Below are 16,003 nucleotides of genomic sequence, written 5' to 3' on the forward strand. Positions count from 1 at the left end.
CTAAAAATCTCGACATTTTTTTATCGATCGGAGTCCCAAACCGGGAAAATCAATCGTCTACCTCCCGAGCACAATGTGGAGTTGCTCCTTACGGTGGGCTGCAAAGCCTTGAATACCGGAGAGTTTGGGGGTTCTATGACGAAGACTTTTTCCGCTAAAGGCGAGGCCCGGGCGAGCCTCAGAGCCGTTCTTTTTGCAGGATCGACGCTTGCTATGCTGGCACCTGCCTTGCCGGCAATGGTGCGAGAGGCGCAGGCTCAAATGTCGCAGCACGCGATTTCCGTACCGGCCGGTCCGCTTACTCCGGCGCTCAACAGCCTTGCTGCCCAGACGGGCCTCCAGATTCTGTTCGACGCGTCGGTTGCCCAAAACAAATCGACCCGCGGCGTGAATGGGACGCTGACACCCGAGCAGGCCTTGAAGGCCGTGCTCGCCGGGACCGGCGTCGATGCTCGCTTTGCTGGCGAAAACCGGGTTACCTTGCAGAGCACGACTTCTGCCTCAGGAAGCCCGGAGCAGGAAGGAACCCTGCTCGAGCCAATCGTGATCTACGGTGCCCGCAATGCGACCACCCTTGGTGGCACGACAAGCAGTGTTGCTATTCTCAATGCCGAAAGCTTGGCGAACAGCCAGATCCGCACCACACAGGAAACGTTTCGCCGCATGGCGAACACGATGGACAGCGCCACGGTCAATGCCGGTTTCGTGATCCGTGGCATGAGTTCCGAGGGTCTCGTATCTTCCGGTGGGCCGGCAGGCTCCATCTATATCGATGGCATCCTTCAGACGCGCTACAATGCCCGCTTCGGTGCGCGCAATCTCTGGGACGTTGAGCAGGTTGAGGTCTATCGCGGCCCGCAATCGACGCTCTCCGGCCGCGCCGCCATGACCGGAGCTGTCTACATCAAGTCGAAGGACCCGACCTTCGAGAAGGAAGTCGAGGTTTCCACGACCGTTGGTACCGATCATCTCGTGGGTACCGCCATCACGGTCAACACGCCTATCGTAGAGGATCAGGTCGCGCTGCGGCTGTCCGGGTCCTATGAACGTTCGAAGGCCCAGCCCAGCTACTCCGATTTCAAGTCATATGACAATTACGACGATCTGATCACCGATATCAGCGGCATTGCGCGCGCCAAGCTGCTATTGACGCCGTCAGAGCTGCCGGACACCCGCGCAGTGCTCACTTATTCCTACTCGAAAGACCGGCCGAACGACGCACTCGTCGGGCTCTATTCGGGGCGGGGTGATTTCAATAACGCACCCGTCACCTACACCGAATATCGCTGGACCGAGGCGCATAATCTCGGACTTGAGGTCACCCACGACATTTCTGAAACCCTGCGCTTCACATCGCAGACCGGCTATCAATATGGCATCAATAACCGGCGCTCCATTGATTATGGCACCGAAAACGTCGTCAACGGTATCACCGGCGAAGATGACAACTCCATCGTCACCCAGGAATTCCGCCTGAACTACGAAGGCGATCGCTGGAAATGGGTGACCGGCATCTATGGCAGCTACGAAAAGTGGGATGGTGCCACGGATATCGTTGCGTTCGATTATTACCAGCAGAATGACACGCAGCACCGCACAACCGCGAACCTGGCCATCTTCGGTGAAGCGACCTACGAGTTTGCACCGACCTGGTTTGCGACGCTGGGCGGACGCCTGGATTACCTGAGAGACAAGGACCACCAGCAGAATTATTCCGGTCTGATCGATGACTCCCCTGTCCTGACTGGTGACCCGACGTCCCTTACCGAATATAATTTCGTGCCTAAAGTCGGCATATCCAAGGAGTTCGGCAGCAACCAGAAGGTGGGCCTCACCTATACGGAAGGCTTCCGCTCTGGTGGGTCCTATCTCGACCGCGTGACGGGCGAACTCGGCACCTATGATCCGGAATACTCGAAGAACGTCGAACTCTCGTACAAGGGAACGCTGCTGGACGACCGCCTGACGTTGAATGCCAATCTGTTCTACACCAAGTATTCGGATCAGCAGGTCGAGATCAGGCCTGATCCTTCTATCCCCGGTTATCGCATCATTTCGAACGCCGCCACATCGCGGTCCTGGGGTTTCGAAATCGAACCGTCCATGCAGGTCACGGACCAGTTCACCACCTTTGCATCAATCGGTTACCTGAACACCAAGTTCATTGACTTCAACCATGCGGCACTCAGCGAACCGCAGGACGGCAAGTCCTTTCCTGAAGCACCGGAATGGAGCCTGGGCTTTGGTGGCCGTTATGAGTTCCAAAATGGTGTTTTTGTCGGTGCCGATGCGAAGTACACAACGAGCTATAATTCGCGCTTCGGTACGAATGGCATGTACAAGATCGATGCGCGCTTCATCGTCAACGCACAGGTGGGCTTCAAGAAGAACAACTGGGAAGTGACGCTGTTTTCGGAGAACTTGACGGATGAAAAATACTTCACGCTGATTGATCCGGATTACTCGCTGCCCTACGGCCAGGCTGGTAAGCGCCGGTCATTCGGATTGAACCTCCGGGCCAAGTTCTGATCATCTCGGGCTGCGGGGGCACCACCCCCGCAGCCAATTTCGATTTCCGGCGACAAAATGGTGGCCCTCTTGCGTTTCTGTTTGCTTCTCCTCGCTTTTCTTTTGACCGGTTCGCTGGCGCAGGCCGCCTGCCAGGGGACATTACTGACCGAGAACGTCTACAATCCGCCACTTTGCATTCCGGCTGAACCAAAACGGATCGTCACGCTTGACCCGCTGATCACGCTTGGAATGCTGATCGAACTCAAGGCACCTGTCATCGCCACCCCCTATATGGCGATCACGGAAAGCGAAGTGCTCGATGTGGTCAGGGCCGAAAAAATGGTCGACCTCGGCAATCCCAAGGAACCAAGCCTGGAGCGTGTCGCAGCTTTGAAGCCGGATCTCATCATCGGTTCGGCGGAGGTTCATTCAGGCATCTACGAACAGGCGGCCAAGATTGCACCAACGGTGCTGTTCAAGCACATGGACTGGAAGGTCTATCTCCAGCGGCTTTCCGAAGTGACCGGTCGTGAAGGTGTGGCGAGGAGTGCTTTGACGGCCTATAATGACCGTGTCGCGGCCATTCGTGACCGTATGAAAGACAAGAAGCTCACGGTCTCTACCGTCCGTTTGGCCCCTGATCGGTTTGTCGTGTTTGTCGACGGACCAAACGCCTACGCCCCCTTTGCGGTACTGCATGAGGCGGGCGTGAAGCGCACGGCCTATGAGACCGTGACCGACGGCACGATTGTGAAGCGGCCAGACTGGGAAGAGCTGGCCAATCTTGATGGCGACGTGCTGCTCTACGTTTCCGCCAGCGGTTTCGAAAGCGGGCCGGATGACGCGTTGGAAAAGCAGGTAACGGAAAATCCCCTCTGGCAATTGCTGCCCGCTGTTCGTGAAGGTCGCGCCCATCGGGTCGATCGCGGCCCCTGGCAGAGCTTCTACGGCATCAGTTCGGCGAACCGCATTCTCGACGATGTGGAACGCTTCATTCTGGCGGTCCCATGACCGACCGCACGGCCGGGTTTATTGCCGAAACCGATGCAGGACGGATGCTTGCGCTTGCCGCATTGCTCTGTCTGCTCATGCTTGCCACCATAATCGCCATCTCGCTCGGAGCAGCGATGATGCCGCCCGCCAAGGTCATTTCGGCACTCTTCGCATCTGATATGTCACGGGATCACCTGATCGTCATGACCATTCGCCTGCCACGTGCCCTTGCGGCGCTGCTTGCAGGCAGCGCACTTGCTGTCTCCGGTGCCATCATGCAGGCGGTGACAAACAATCCACTTGCCTCACCGGACCTGCTGGGTATCAACGCAGGCGCAGCTTTCGCAGTCGTATCCGTCATGGCCCTTTTCGGCTCCGGCATCGGTGATATCTACGTTTGGTTTGCTTTTCTCGGCGCAGCCATCGCGGCGACCATTGTCTATGCGCTGGGCTCGCTCGGAATGGTCGGCCAGTCCCCCCTCAGGCTCGTGCTGGCGGGGGCCATCGTTGCCACCTTCCTGACCTCTGTAACCACAGTCGTGTTGATCTTCGACCAGAGCACTCTTGATGCCGTGCGTCTCTGGACCGCAGGCTCGGTCACGGGACGAAACATCGAACAGGTCAAAACCGTTGCGCCCTATATCATTGCCGGGCTGATCGCCGCCCTGCCCTTTGGCCGTCATCTGACGACAATCAGCCTTGGCGCGGATACGTCGCGCTCGCTCGGTCAGAACCAAATCGTCTGGCGCGGCGTGTCGGTCGCCGTGGTCATTCTGCTTGCGGGCGGCGCCGTCGCCCTTGCCGGACCGATCGGCTTCGTCGGGCTGGTCGTGCCCCATGTTGTGAGAATGTGTATCGGCGTCGACTATCGCTGGATCATTCCTTTTTCGGCGCTCGGCGGGGCGCTGCTGGTGATCGTGGCAGATACGGCCGGACGATTGGTGTTTGGAAGCCAGAGCTTTCCGGTCGGTGTCACCATTGCGCTGATCGGCGCGCCGTTTTTCCTCTATCTCGCTCGCACGCGGCTGAGGGACGGAGCATGACCCGGCTTCTCCTCGCCCTGATACTTTTGCTCACATTTCTCGTGGCGGCAAGTCTCGCTTTTGGGGACGTTTCCTTGGGGTGGCGTGAACTCTACGACGTGCTGATGGGCACGGGCCGTGCCCAGTTGCAGAGCGAAATGATTGTTTGGGATCTCCGTCTTCCGCGCGTTCTCCTGGCGCTCCTCGTCGGCGTAGCACTCGCGATCGCTGGCACAATCAGCCTTGCCATCATGCGCAATCCGCTTGCCGAACCGGGCGTTCTGGGCATCAACAGCGGTGCGGCCGCAGCGGCCATGGCGGTCATCGTCTTGGTCAGTGATCCGCCTGTCGCGCTTCTGCAAGTGGCGGGCTTCCTGGGCGCCAGTGCCATGGCGCTCGCAGTCTTTGCGCTCGCCTGGCGCAGCGGCACCTCTTCGATGCGCATCATCCTGATCGGCATCGGGCTTTCCTCCCTCGCCACCGCCGGTACCACCTTCCTGTCAGCCTTCGGTGACATTGGCGACGTTCAGCGGGCGCTGGTATGGCTAGCGGGCAGCGTCTACGACGCGAACATGGTCAAGGTCCGGCTTCTTGCTCTCTGGCTCGTCGTGCCGATCTCACTCACCTGTCTCGCCGCGCGGGAGTCTCGATCTCATCCGCTTCGGTGACAATAGTGCCAGGAGCCTCGGCCAGCCCGTCGATCGCATACGGGGCCTGATGATCCTCTTGGTGACTGTACTCTCCGGTGCCGCGATTGCCGTGTCCGGTCTCATCGGCTTTGTCGGCCTTGTCGCGCCACATATCGCGCGCCGGCTGGCAGGGGTCTCCCATGCCCGAATGCTCCCGGTCGCTGCCCTCGTCGGTGCCTGCCTCGTCGTCGCCGCCGATCTCATCGGTCGTGTTATCCTGCCTCCGGCGCAGATCCCGGCTGGTATCGTGACCGGGCTCGTCGGCGCTCCCTTCTTTGGCTATATTCTCTGGAGACGTCGCCATGGCCACTGATGCTGCCAGAATCACCAGCAAGGGCGTCGATATTGCCTATGGCCATCGCCGCATCGTCGAAAATCTCGATCTTGCAATTCCGCAACAGCGCTTTACAGCCCTGCTTGGCCCCAATGGCAGCGGCAAATCGACAATCCTGCGCGCATTCGCAGCGCTGATGAAACCATCGGCCGGCAGCATTATCCTTGATGGCTTTGATTTGTCGCAACTTTCCACCCGCGAGGTGGCGCGAAAAGTGGGGGTGTTGTTGCAGGGGCCTGTCGCGCCGGAGGGGCTGACGGTTGCCGATCTTGTCCGTCAGGGTCGCTATCCGCATCAGTCGCTTTTCAGTCGCTGGTCCCTTGAGGATCAGCAGGCGTGCGACGAGGCCCTCATGCTGACGGGCACGACCGATCTTGCAAGCCGCATGCTGGATACGCTGTCCGGCGGCCAGCGGCAGCGCGCCTGGATTGCCATGACGCTGGCCCAACAGGGCGAGACTATCTTTCTCGACGAGCCAACAACCTATCTCGACCTTGAACATCAGATTGAACTGATGAAGCTGATTACCATGCTGGTCGCAAAGCGCGGCAAGACGGTGGTGGCTGTGCTGCACGACATCAATCAGGCCGCACGCTACGCCGAACACATTGCCCTCTTGAAGGATGGTCGGATCAGGGCCACCGGAACGCCTGATGAGGTCATCAGTGCGGAGACGATCGCCGATGTCTTCAAGGTCAAGAGCATGGTGATCCGTGATCCCGTTGCCGGAACCCCTTTGTGCATTCCGCTCTGAAGCAGCCGTCTCTGAGACCGCAAGGAATGTCACCAAAATATCACACTTCTTGCTATTTTCGATAAGACCCGGCTTGCTTTGCCACCAGCAGGCGAAGTCGATAAGCGGGATTCAGGCAAGAAAATCAGACACAAAGATGAGTTTTATAGTCTTCTTTTATTCTGCCGCAACAGAATGAAGCCTCATATTTCTAAAGCATTGCACTTGCACGTCTTTTCGGGATTGTCTAGCCATTCCCCATGACGGTTCAGCCGCGTCTATCCTGACCTACCGTCCGCTGGGAACCATGTGCAGATGTCGAGATCTTCCTCCTCGTCCCTTGTCTGGGACACCGTTGACAGCAGCGAGTTGCTCAATCGAGCCATGGAAGCACACTATGCTGATATCACCAATGCGGTGCGCCGACGGGGACACCCAAGCTCAACGGCCCGCGACGTCGTGCACGATCTCTATGTGAAGCTCGCCGCCAAACCGGAGGTTCTCCTGAACAAGCGGTCGATCAAGGCCTTTCTGTGCCGCGCTGCCATCAATCTCGGCATTGACCGCCAACGCCGGGATACGAAGGAAGCCCGGTTGTTCTCAGGATCGGAGCGGGAGGCCCTCGCGGCGGCAAGCGCCGGGCACGCGCCGGACCACGCTCTGGAAATAGAAGCGCGGCTTGCTGCCCTTCGCGAAGCGATTGCGGAACTGCCGGAGAGGCGACGTGTCGTCTTCATTCTCCATCGCCTCCATCATCTGACGCCAGACCAGATCAGCACCAGGCTCAACATCTCAAGGAACATGGTCGACCGGCACCTGCGCCGTGCGTTCGCCCATTGCCTTGACCGTATTCTCTAGAGTCAGTCAGGTTCAAAGTGAACCAGACAGACACTCGTTTCTTTTGTTTTCGTTTGTCTTTTCGGGAAAACCGGAGACCACTTTTCCCTGACAAACTCTAGATCCCCAAAAAATCCGGTATCATGAACGCAGAACGGTCACATCCTTGTATTTGGACAGTTGTCAGTGTCCTAAACCGGGGATGTCAAACGTCTACTGTATACTGCCTTAGGTCGGAATCGATTTAAGGCGGAAATTATGCAGCAGATATAGAGCGCTACAGCCCGTTTTTGTGCGCCATATATGGCGTATGACACTGTAGAGGTCGCAGGATGCGTCTGGAGTAAGCTATGCCGGTCAAGGAATCGAGTGACAGTCGGAAAAGACGAAACCGCGAGGCGGCCGACTGGCTTTTGCGCAACGGTGACCCAAACCAATCGCCGGACGACCGGTCTCGCTTCGAGGCATGGCTTAAGCACGATCCAGAAAACTGTCGGACCTACAGGGCAGCCGAGTTTCTGATGGGCGATGCCGGTCGCGCGATTCAGTCCGATCCTGCTCTGGTCAATATCGACATGCGCCCCCGCAATATGGCCAAGCCGATCATCGCAACCCTGTTGGTGGCAGCGCTTGCAACCGGCGCCTTCTTTGCACTTGATGGGCCACTGCGCATTCAAGCAGACATGATTGCCGGTACGGACGAAACCCCCGTTCGTACACTGGAGGATGGCTCCATCGTCCAGCTCAATGCTTCCTCGGCGATTGCCGTGGATTTTACCGAGGGTCACCGCGTCATCCGGCTCCTGCGGGGCCAAGCCTTCTTTCAGGTCGCTCATGCGCCCGAACGACCTTTCACGGTGGTGGCTGGCTCGACAAAGGTGATTGCACTCGGCACGGCGTTCGATGTTCGCTACGGCAAAGAAGATACCGAGGTGACGGTGACGGAGAATGCAGTGCAGCTTGAGCGCGATGGCGCGCAAGCGGCCTCTCTGCGGGTGAACGAAGGCGAGCAGGCGACCTACGATTACGACCGGAAAACGACCGCCGTGGCACCGGTCGACGGCCTCGTCGCTCTCGCATGGAGGCGCGGACAAATCGCCGTGGACAACGCGCCTCTTTCCTACGTCGTTGAGGAAATGAACCGGCATTTCCGAGGCCGGATCGTCATTGCGAGTTCGGCTTTGGCACGTCGCCGGGTCAGCGGTACAATCAAGATTGCAGATACCAAAGACGCGCTTGCCTTCGTCAAAAAGGCGCTTGGCTTGGCCGCTACACGGTTAGGTCCGTTGATCGTTATCCATCAGTCATAATATCCGCAGAACGCTCTTCGTCATGGCTGTTCATAAACACTCTGGGATAACGGGAATTGCAAGGGGTCGGATCGGCATTCATGACATCAAGATCATGATGGATGAACCCTTTTAAGTCGATTGTTCACCATTCATAGCGGGTGCTCCTGCACAATCAGTCCAAGTGCCCGGTTGCTTCCAGAGGCAAATAGATCCTATTCCGACAATACCTGCTTTCCAGGTCGTCCCTTTAACCGTCTTCCATCTCGCCGTCTTCCCCATGCGCTCCATCCATCATCTGAAGCTCGCCCTTTCGGCTGAGCAGTCCAGCATCTTCAAGCGCTTCGATGTCTGGCAGGTCACGCAGCGTCTCCATATCGAAAGCGGACAGGAAGTGTTTGGTGGTTACATAGGTATAGGGCGCACCAGGGGTCGGACTGCGAGGCCCTGAGGCTATGAAACCGGCACCCCGGAGCGCTGCAATGGTATCGCGGCTGACCTCCTTGCCGAAGATCTTGCTCAGCTCTGCCCGGGTAACTGGCTGGAAATATCCCACCGCCATCAACACCATCGCCTCAAACTCCGACAACGTCGCTGTTGCGCCGCGCGTCGGAGCGGTTGAGGTGCGTATTGTCTCTGCGAACCGCGCCCGAGTTCGGTGTTGCCAGCCGCCGGCCACCCATACCAGTTCGTAGGGGCGAGGCCGAAGCTCCTCGATGAGATCGTCGATCAGCAGATCGATGCTGCACTCTTTTCCCACCACGCGCGCCAGCGTCTCGCGGCTGACCGGATCAGCCGAGGCAAAGATCACCGCCTCTACGCGCAGCATCCATTCGCGCCAGCGCAGTTCCGGCGGCAAATCCTCCAGTTCACGATCAAACAGCCGTTCGGCTGCGGCACTCGCCCTTTCCTTGCGGGATTGTTTGGCGGTAGGGGATCTGGCCATCGTCACAGTCCAAACACCCGGAAAGAGCTGCGACCGGAGAGTTCGCGCACCGCTTCAAAGCTTTCCAGCCGTTCGAACAGCCGGTTGGCCGCCCAGCGGGAGAGGCCACTGCCAGGCGCCGAGGCCAGCACGGCATCTTCGTTCAGCAATCTGCGGATCACTGGCTCGGCGCCTTTGGTGCGAACCTTCGGCGTGACAGCCAGCAGCCGCGCCGCACGTCGATCGATGTCGACGGCGCAACGGAGTGCTGCGTCAACCCCATCGACCAGTGCCAGGCAGATCGCCTTTGGATAAGCCAGCTCGCCCGGACGAACGCGCCCCCGCCCACCGATCGTCCGGAAGGACGGACCAAAACGCTCGGGCAGCAGCATCGGCACGGGTTTCGGCCACTTCAGCTTTTGAGCTATCACAACATCGGCCAGTCCCAGAGCCAGTACCTCTGCGTCCGGACGGATTGCGCAAATCTCTGCTATCAGGTCCACCGCCACGAAGGGTGCCGCTCGACCTGATTGGATCGCAGAATCCACCAGGTCTGGAATGGAGGCTAGCCCGTTATCCCAGCGAAGGTCCAACAGCGCGGCAAGCTCCTGTATAAATGGCGTGGTGATTGTCCCGGCCCGAGGCGACAGCATTCGTGTGGCCAAAAACAATTTGCCGGCTGGCCCCGGATCGTCACCATGTGCCGTCAGCAAAAGCGCGTCACGCAACGCGTGTTCGTCCTCGCCGCGGCCACCGATTCTGGCAGCGACGGCAGCCGATTTCAGGGCGAGGCGATCACGCCAGCAGCCAAGCCAGGGCGGATCGGCCCGCACCAGATCGTCGAGCGATTTCAGAGCGATACCGGCAGAAAACGCCGCGTCGGCTTCAAGAATGTCGCGACCGCGCAAGGAAGCCCAGCCTGGCAGACGGGACGACCAGCTCGAGGATGGCTCTGTGGTGGGCGTGCGCGAATCCATGCGAAACAGCATAAATCAGGGGCGCAGTTTAATCCAGCTGGATCGCCATAACCGCACATTCTGTCATGCTGGCTCCAACTCGAACTTCAACACTGGGAACTTCTTGCCTTGTTAGCGGGTTGTGGTGACGTAACAATCCTCACCTCAATCTGCAGAACGTCCAGGTAATGGAGTTCCCTGTCTGAAAGACACGATTATGAACAAGGTTCTTGCGAGCGCGATTACCGTGGCGATGACATGGATGATACCAGCGGGCGGTGCTTACGCCGACGAATCCGCTTTCTTGAAAACGCTGGCGGGAAGCTGGAGCGGCAAAGGAACAGTCAAGGTGCGCACGAATGCACCCACGATCAATGTCACCTGCAGATTCAAATCGAACACGACGGCTCAATCACTGGCGTTGAATGGCCGCTGTACGAGCCTCGTTGTGTTTTCTCGTGCCATCAGTGCCGATTTGAAGATCAACGGCGCGACCTATAGCGGCTCTTACGTGGGTGCGGGGACGGGCGTCGCGGGCCTGAACGGCAAACGCGGTGGAGATGCCATCAACCTTGCAATCAACTGGGCGAGAGAGGTCAATGGCGATCGTCGTGCACAGATGACAATCGAAAAAGTTGGAGCCTCCGGCATGCGCCTGACGACCGTTGATACCGACCCGGTCACAGGGAAACCGATCGTTACCAGTCGGATCGATCTGCGTCGGGGCTGATATCATCAACCGACATTAGGATGAACCCTCAACCCATACTCCCGTTTGATCTCAGCCGCTGATATGGGCTGCATTTCCACTGGCCTTGGTCCGGTCTGCCTCCGGTAGCGATTTGAAATATTTGATAAATTCAACGCTGGCCTTGAGTCATTGTGTAACGACAAACGTGATTAAGTCGGCGCGAAAACCAACAACTCCCGTTGCAACGCGCCAAAGGTTTCGTCGTAATACGGCGTTTAAAAACTACCAGCCAGATTGACCTGCGCTGCGCTGGACCGCAGACCTTTGCCAAACTCGCTGGAATAGCTGAATGTCAGGCGAGCCGACTTCGAAAGCCTGGCGGAAACCCCGAACTTTGCCAGCACGGCATCCCTTGGCATTTCCACGCCTTCGACGACAAATGGTGTGCCGCCAGCAAATGCAAGGTTGGAATACGGCGCCACGTCGCCTTCAATATGCCGCCAGCCCAGCATGCCGGAGACCGCAACCGGGAAATTGTCTTCCGGCCACCTCCAAGACCAGCGCAGGCCGATCGTGGAGGTTGCGATCTCGTCACTACTTTTTGCTGCCACCAGACCCCCATCGCCGCCATTTTCGCGGAAGGCGTCAGTCTTGAGATTGACATAGGCGAGATTGGCGAAGGGTTGGAGCTTGATCGCATCCAGTTCATGCGTCCAAGAAAGATCTGCGAAAACCTGGCTGGTGACACTGGCATAGTCAGCGGTGAGTTGGCTGGCAATCGTGCCAAAGGAGATATCGCGCAGGGTTGATGCGTCGTTGTGGGAAAAGATGGCGCCGCCAATGATGTTCAAGGGGCCAAGATCACTCGTAGCGTAGAGCCCGGCGTGGTAAGACTCTGTTTTCCCCTGCTCGAACGAGTCATGACTGTAACCCACCAGGCCGCCGAGACGCCACGGATCAGCGATCGACGCATCCACTCCCATGACTACGCCTGCGGTGCGGGTATCGATGCCGGCTGCATTTCCATTCCCTGACCAACGGTTGGACGACAGATAGCTGTTGGTCCAAACCGTCACATCATCCTTGCGCTGATCAAGATCCAGGGCCATTTCGTCAAGCACTGCATCGCGTGCAAAGCGGCTCTCCCACAGCAGCGCGCTTTTGAGCGAGGCATGAACCTCACCGCTCAATTGCGAGAAGGCGCTGTTCGCAGTGGAGGAGTTCAGTGACAAGACCGCATCGTAAATCGAGTTTCCTGTCCCTAATGCTTCAACAGCAACAGCGGTTGCCCGACTGTTTGCGGTATCCGCGACATCTGCGAATGCTACACTATTGCGGTCGAACTGCATGTCTATCGTGGTGAGACCATAGGTCAACGTTGGCGTCAGGAAAGCGAAATCACTTGAAACGCTGTCGAAGGTGCCAGTGATGCGGCTTGCAGTCAGGATGGTGTAGGTGGTTGTCAGCCCGTAATTGCCGCCCGCCGCTCTAATTTCAAGTGTTCCCCCCTGGATGGAGACTGCGCCTGTCGCATCCACCCGGTCGGAGGCACCATTGGCATCGATGTCGACCTGGTAGATTGACCCTGTGCGAAAGGTCACATCTCCGTCGACGGTGAGCGTTCCCACGTCTCGCCCGGGTGAAAGTACACCGCCTGCGTTGACGAAAAGCTCGCCAATGCTCCCACTGCCTGAAAGAAGTCCGCCCTCATCGATGACGACTGCTCCGGCTACGGTTCCATCGTTGATGAGCGAACCGCCCGAAATCGTCGCTGTTCCATCAATTGTACCGGTATTGGAAAAGATGCCGTCAGTGTTGACGAGCGCGGCGATTGTTCCGTCGTTCGAGGCACTGCCAGAATTGGTAACCGTGCCTGCCACAGCGCCATTGTTGTTGATGAATTCGCCCGCCGCCTCATTAGAGACGTCAGCCAATGTGGCATTGTTGACGACACGACCTCCGCTGATCGTCGTTGTACCGGTAACGGTACCGCCAGAATTGTTCGTGAAAGTGCCGCCATCGTTTTGAAGCGCGGCGACGGTTCCCGCATTGGTAACCGTGCCAGAGTTTCTTATAGTGCCAGCGGTGGCTCCCGAGTTGTTGACGAATATTGCGGCGGCAGCAACGTCCGCATCGGTAATGACGAAGTTGTTGGTGACGGTTCCGCCTGCGATTGTCGACTTACCGGTAATCGTGCCGCCGGCATTGTTGGTAAAACTTCCAGCCGTATTGGTCAGGCTCTCGATTGTCCCGGCATTCGACGAATTGCCCGCATTGACGACGACGCCGGCGATGGCGCCGCTGGCATTGGTGAATGTTGCACCTGCTGCAACATCGACGTTGTGAAGCGTGGCGTTGTTCGTAACGCTGCCACCGGTAATAGTGCTATCCCCCGTAACCATCCCGCCGACATTATTGGTGAATGTACCGGCATCGTTCTGTAGCGAGGCAATGGTGCCCGCATTGACGACGGTGCCTGAATTCCTGACCACGCCGGCTGTTGCACCGGTGTTGTTGATGAATGTCGCCGCTGCGGCGACATCGGCTTCGGTAACGACGAAATTGTTGGTGACGGTTCCACCCGAAACCGTCGTCTTTCCCAAAATCGTTCCGCCGTCATTATTGGTAAAATTTCCAGCGGTATTGGTCAGGCTCTCGATCGTTCCGGCGTTGGATGCCGTCCCGGCATTGGTAACCGCGCCCGCGGTTGCGCCGCTATTATTGACGAAGGTCCCGCCTGTGGAGATATTGACCTCATCAACAGCGCCATTGTTGGACAGCGCGGTCCCTGTCTCCACCATGGCACCGTCGAGCGTACCGTTCACGGTGACATTGCCATTGTTGAGCGTCAAGTGGCCATTGAGGTCGCCATCGATGGAGAGGCTACCACCATCAAGGCTGACATTGGAGTTCAACACCCCGCCTGCATTGACGCTAACGCTGCCTGAAGTGATTGTTGTGCCGTTCGTGGCGGTCAATGCACCTGTGTCGGTGATGGTGACGTGTCCTCCATCAACGTCAAGCTGGTTGATCGTCACGTCATTGGTGACTTGTGGAGAGCCTGTATCGACATGCGCATCATCGCCTGCCCCGGGCGCTGAAGGGATCCAGTTCGATGCATTGCTAAATTCGTTGTCAGCGTTTCCAGACCATGTCGATTGCGCAAATGAATGCGCGGGCAACACTGTGGATGCCAGTGCTGTGAACACACATAATCGGTGACGGAATGCTGGCAGCAATGGTTTCATCTCGATCGGCCAACGTTAGCGGACGCCCGTATACATCTACGGGACGGTTAACGATTGTTATCCGAGCTTGGTTAATGAAATCCTCCATCTTCGATTTGGAGATCATCTTCGATGATTTGGAGTGATCGGTCACGATGCACAACCGATCTGACGTAAGCAGCGTTAGGCTAGCCCTTGGATAGTGTTTGTGTCTTCAGCCATTTTAGCACCTGGATCTCGTCTTCATCCATCCATTGAAGAAGGCGTTCACTCGTGGTTTGCAACTTAAGGACATCACGAAGCGTACCAGCTTGGAAGCCTTCGAACACGGCGGGATGGATGTAGGAAGACCGACAGACAGACCGGGTATTGACCAGCTTCGCGGCGACTGCGTCGATCGCATCATTGAGTTGACGGGCCAGTTCGCGCTTCGTCGTGGCGGGCTCGACAGATGCAAGTGCATCCACCGCCATGCACGTTGCGCCCCACGTTCTGAACTGGCGTGAACTGAAATCATCACCTGTCATCTCTCGGATATAGGCATTCACATCATGCGACGAGATGGGTCTGCACCCGCCTTGATCGCAAACGTATTGAAAGAGATGTTGTCCTGGAAGTTCCTGTAGTTTTCGCACGACATTGGCGATCCGGCGGTCGCTATGGGCAAGGTTCCATTCCTTGCCGGATTTACCTTTGAACCGAAACTTGACGCTGCCGCCTTCGACCCTCACGTGACGACTGCGCAACGTCGTGAGGCCAAACGACTTGTTCGCCTCTGCATAGGCGGCGTTTCCTATCCTGATATAGAGGTTATCGAGCATCCATACGACAGTTGCCAGCGCCTTGTCGATGTTGAGGCCGCGCGAGCGAAGGTCGATGTCGACCCGCTCACGTAGGTCAGGAAGTCGGGACGCGAAATCGGCCAGCCGTTCGAACTTGGCCTTGCCTCGCTCGGCGTGCCAATCTCTATGATAGCGGTATTGCCGACGACCCTTGGCATCCGTGCCGATTGCCTGCAGGTGTGAGAACGGATTTGTCGAGATGACGACGTCTGTATAGGCCGGCGGTATTGCCAGAGAGTTCAGGCGAGCGATCTCATCAGCCTGGGTAATCCGCCGCCCGTCTGGGCGGTAATAGAGGAAGCCCCTGGCACCCATTTTCCGAGTGATCCCGGTTTCCAAACCAGGACCATAGACCAGCCCGGACGTGATTTTGGCCTCGGTAGCGTTTCTATCGATTTCGGTGACGATCTGGTTCATCCCGAAATAACTATGTAAAGGCCTGCGTGTTCCATTTTCAGGTTAACGCAGGCGGAGATCGGCTAGGAACGCGATTGGGCGAAGCCACCACCCCCATGGTAGCTGGCCCGATACAGCGTCGCGGACATCGTGACTTATGCCCTCAATGGGTGGTGATCAGATCCGTGAGCCTGCCATTTGCTATGCTGTAAAGGGCTACGCATGATGATATGAGATCTCATGTCAGATTAGTCCCGGCGATTTTGAATGGTGAACTGATGAGGAAAATGCCTTCGCATAAGGCTGAAAAATCTTGTCACTCCCCTCCCCTCCCCTCCCCTCCCCTCCCCTCCGCTCCCCTACCTTCTTGCCCGGAAAAGTCTAAGTTACGATCGAGAACTGAAGTTTTATTCAGGGCTCTATGGGAGAAAAATAATTTTGTAAGTCGCCCGAATTTCTGCGGATCTTCAGAGACTGATTCTACCGAGTTGATGGGGTTGTCGTGAAACTGATCGTTACCAGTGCTGTGCAAAACAGCTGTCTGGATCAGCAGATCTG

General features: G+C 57.4%; 13 protein-coding genes. 9 read left to right on the plus strand and 4 right to left on the minus strand.

Translation table 11 applies throughout. The features are described 5' to 3' along the window. The first annotated feature begins 135 nt into the window (after nt 1-135). From V6582_RS01565 to V6582_RS01600, 8 genes are all read left to right on the plus strand, one after another. On the plus strand, nt 136-2,529 hold the full coding sequence (locus V6582_RS01565; protein ID WP_234889871.1) for a TonB-dependent receptor domain-containing protein: 2,394 nt from the start codon (nt 136-138) through the stop codon (nt 2,527-2,529). A gap of 60 nt (nt 2,530-2,589) precedes the next feature. Then, complete coding sequence (locus tag V6582_RS01570) at nt 2,590-3,522, plus strand: iron-siderophore ABC transporter substrate-binding protein (RefSeq protein WP_337739395.1); 933 nt, start codon at nt 2,590-2,592, stop codon at nt 3,520-3,522. Next, the gene (locus V6582_RS01575; RefSeq protein ID WP_156634611.1) at nt 3,519-4,547 is read left to right on the plus strand and encodes a FecCD family ABC transporter permease; all 1,029 of its coding nucleotides are present in this window, start codon (nt 3,519-3,521) and stop codon (nt 4,545-4,547) included. Before V6582_RS01570 ends, V6582_RS01575 begins: the two co-directional genes overlap by 4 nt. Further along, on the plus strand, nt 4,544-5,194 hold the full coding sequence (locus V6582_RS01580) for a FecCD family ABC transporter permease (RefSeq protein ID WP_349508845.1): 651 nt from the start codon (nt 4,544-4,546) through the stop codon (nt 5,192-5,194). Before V6582_RS01575 ends, V6582_RS01580 begins: the two co-directional genes overlap by 4 nt. Then, nucleotides 5,118-5,528 carry a FecCD family ABC transporter permease gene (locus V6582_RS01585; RefSeq protein WP_349508846.1) on the plus strand — a complete coding sequence of 137 codons (411 nt, stop codon included), beginning with the start codon at nt 5,118-5,120 and terminating at the stop codon, nt 5,526-5,528. Before V6582_RS01580 ends, V6582_RS01585 begins: the two co-directional genes overlap by 77 nt. Further along, nucleotides 5,518-6,303 (plus strand): ABC transporter ATP-binding protein, encoded by a 786-nt coding sequence (locus tag V6582_RS01590; protein WP_156634613.1) that lies wholly within the window; start codon nt 5,518-5,520, stop codon nt 6,301-6,303. Before V6582_RS01585 ends, V6582_RS01590 begins: the two co-directional genes overlap by 11 nt. Nucleotides 6,304-6,597: 294 nt before the next feature. Beyond that, complete coding sequence (locus V6582_RS01595; protein WP_156634614.1) at nt 6,598-7,140, plus strand: RNA polymerase sigma factor; 543 nt, start codon at nt 6,598-6,600, stop codon at nt 7,138-7,140. Nucleotides 7,141-7,469: 329 nt separating this feature from the next. Next, nucleotides 7,470-8,429: a FecR family protein gene (locus V6582_RS01600; protein WP_156634615.1), complete on the plus strand. Its 960-nt coding sequence runs from the start codon at nt 7,470-7,472 to the stop codon at nt 8,427-8,429. A gap of 229 nt (nt 8,430-8,658) precedes the next feature. Here V6582_RS01600 and scpB read toward each other — a convergent pair whose 3' ends face one another. Together scpB and V6582_RS01610 are read right to left on the minus strand one after the other, a co-directional pair. Continuing rightward, nucleotides 8,659-9,354, minus strand: a complete 696-nt coding sequence (scpB, locus tag V6582_RS01605) for an SMC-Scp complex subunit ScpB (protein ID WP_156634616.1) — start codon at nt 9,352-9,354, stop codon at nt 8,659-8,661. 2 nt (nt 9,355-9,356) lie between these two features. Further along, complete coding sequence (locus V6582_RS01610; protein WP_156634617.1) at nt 9,357-10,310, minus strand: DUF1403 family protein; 954 nt, start codon at nt 10,308-10,310, stop codon at nt 9,357-9,359. Between the two features lie 196 nt (nt 10,311-10,506). Between V6582_RS01610 and V6582_RS01615 the strand changes: the two genes are divergently transcribed. After that, on the plus strand, nt 10,507-11,019 hold the full coding sequence (locus tag V6582_RS01615; RefSeq protein ID WP_156634618.1) for a hypothetical protein: 513 nt from the start codon (nt 10,507-10,509) through the stop codon (nt 11,017-11,019). A gap of 236 nt (nt 11,020-11,255) precedes the next feature. Here the strand turns inward: V6582_RS01615 and V6582_RS01620 are convergent, their stop codons facing one another. Both V6582_RS01620 and V6582_RS01625 read right to left on the minus strand, forming a co-directional pair. Further along, nucleotides 11,256-14,165, minus strand: a complete 2,910-nt coding sequence (locus tag V6582_RS01620; RefSeq protein ID WP_337739396.1) for an autotransporter outer membrane beta-barrel domain-containing protein — start codon at nt 14,163-14,165, stop codon at nt 11,256-11,258. 230 nt (nt 14,166-14,395) lie between these two features. Then, nucleotides 14,396-15,466 carry a DNA topoisomerase IB gene (locus tag V6582_RS01625; RefSeq protein WP_156634620.1) on the minus strand — a complete coding sequence of 357 codons (1,071 nt, stop codon included), beginning with the start codon at nt 15,464-15,466 and terminating at the stop codon, nt 14,396-14,398. Nucleotides 15,467-16,003 lie beyond the last annotated feature (537 nt).

The organism is Agrobacterium vitis, from assembly GCF_037039395.1.
Lineage (GTDB): Bacteria > Pseudomonadota > Alphaproteobacteria > Rhizobiales > Rhizobiaceae > Allorhizobium > Allorhizobium vitis_E.

What these genes read in the sequence shown, in the direction of transcription:
- V6582_RS01565 (WP_234889871.1), top strand. Translation starts at nt 136, where the DNA reads ATGACGAAGACTTTTTCCGCTAAAGGCGAGGCCCGGGCGAGCCTCAGA.
- V6582_RS01575 (WP_156634611.1), top strand. Translation starts at nt 3,519, where the DNA reads ATGACCGACCGCACGGCCGGGTTTATTGCCGAAACCGATGCAGGACGG.
- V6582_RS01580 (WP_349508845.1), top strand. Translation starts at nt 4,544, where the DNA reads ATGACCCGGCTTCTCCTCGCCCTGATACTTTTGCTCACATTTCTCGTG.
- V6582_RS01590 (WP_156634613.1), top strand. Translation starts at nt 5,518, where the DNA reads ATGGCCACTGATGCTGCCAGAATCACCAGCAAGGGCGTCGATATTGCC.
- V6582_RS01595 (WP_156634614.1), top strand. Translation starts at nt 6,598, where the DNA reads ATGTCGAGATCTTCCTCCTCGTCCCTTGTCTGGGACACCGTTGACAGC.
- V6582_RS01600 (WP_156634615.1), top strand. Translation starts at nt 7,470, where the DNA reads ATGCCGGTCAAGGAATCGAGTGACAGTCGGAAAAGACGAAACCGCGAG.
- scpB (WP_156634616.1), bottom strand. Translation starts at nt 9,354, where the DNA reads ATGGCCAGATCCCCTACCGCCAAACAATCCCGCAAGGAAAGGGCGAGT.
- V6582_RS01610 (WP_156634617.1), bottom strand. Translation starts at nt 10,310, where the DNA reads ATGGATTCGCGCACGCCCACCACAGAGCCATCCTCGAGCTGGTCGTCC.
- V6582_RS01615 (WP_156634618.1), top strand. Translation starts at nt 10,507, where the DNA reads ATGAACAAGGTTCTTGCGAGCGCGATTACCGTGGCGATGACATGGATG.
- V6582_RS01625 (WP_156634620.1), bottom strand. Translation starts at nt 15,466, where the DNA reads ATGAACCAGATCGTCACCGAAATCGATAGAAACGCTACCGAGGCCAAA.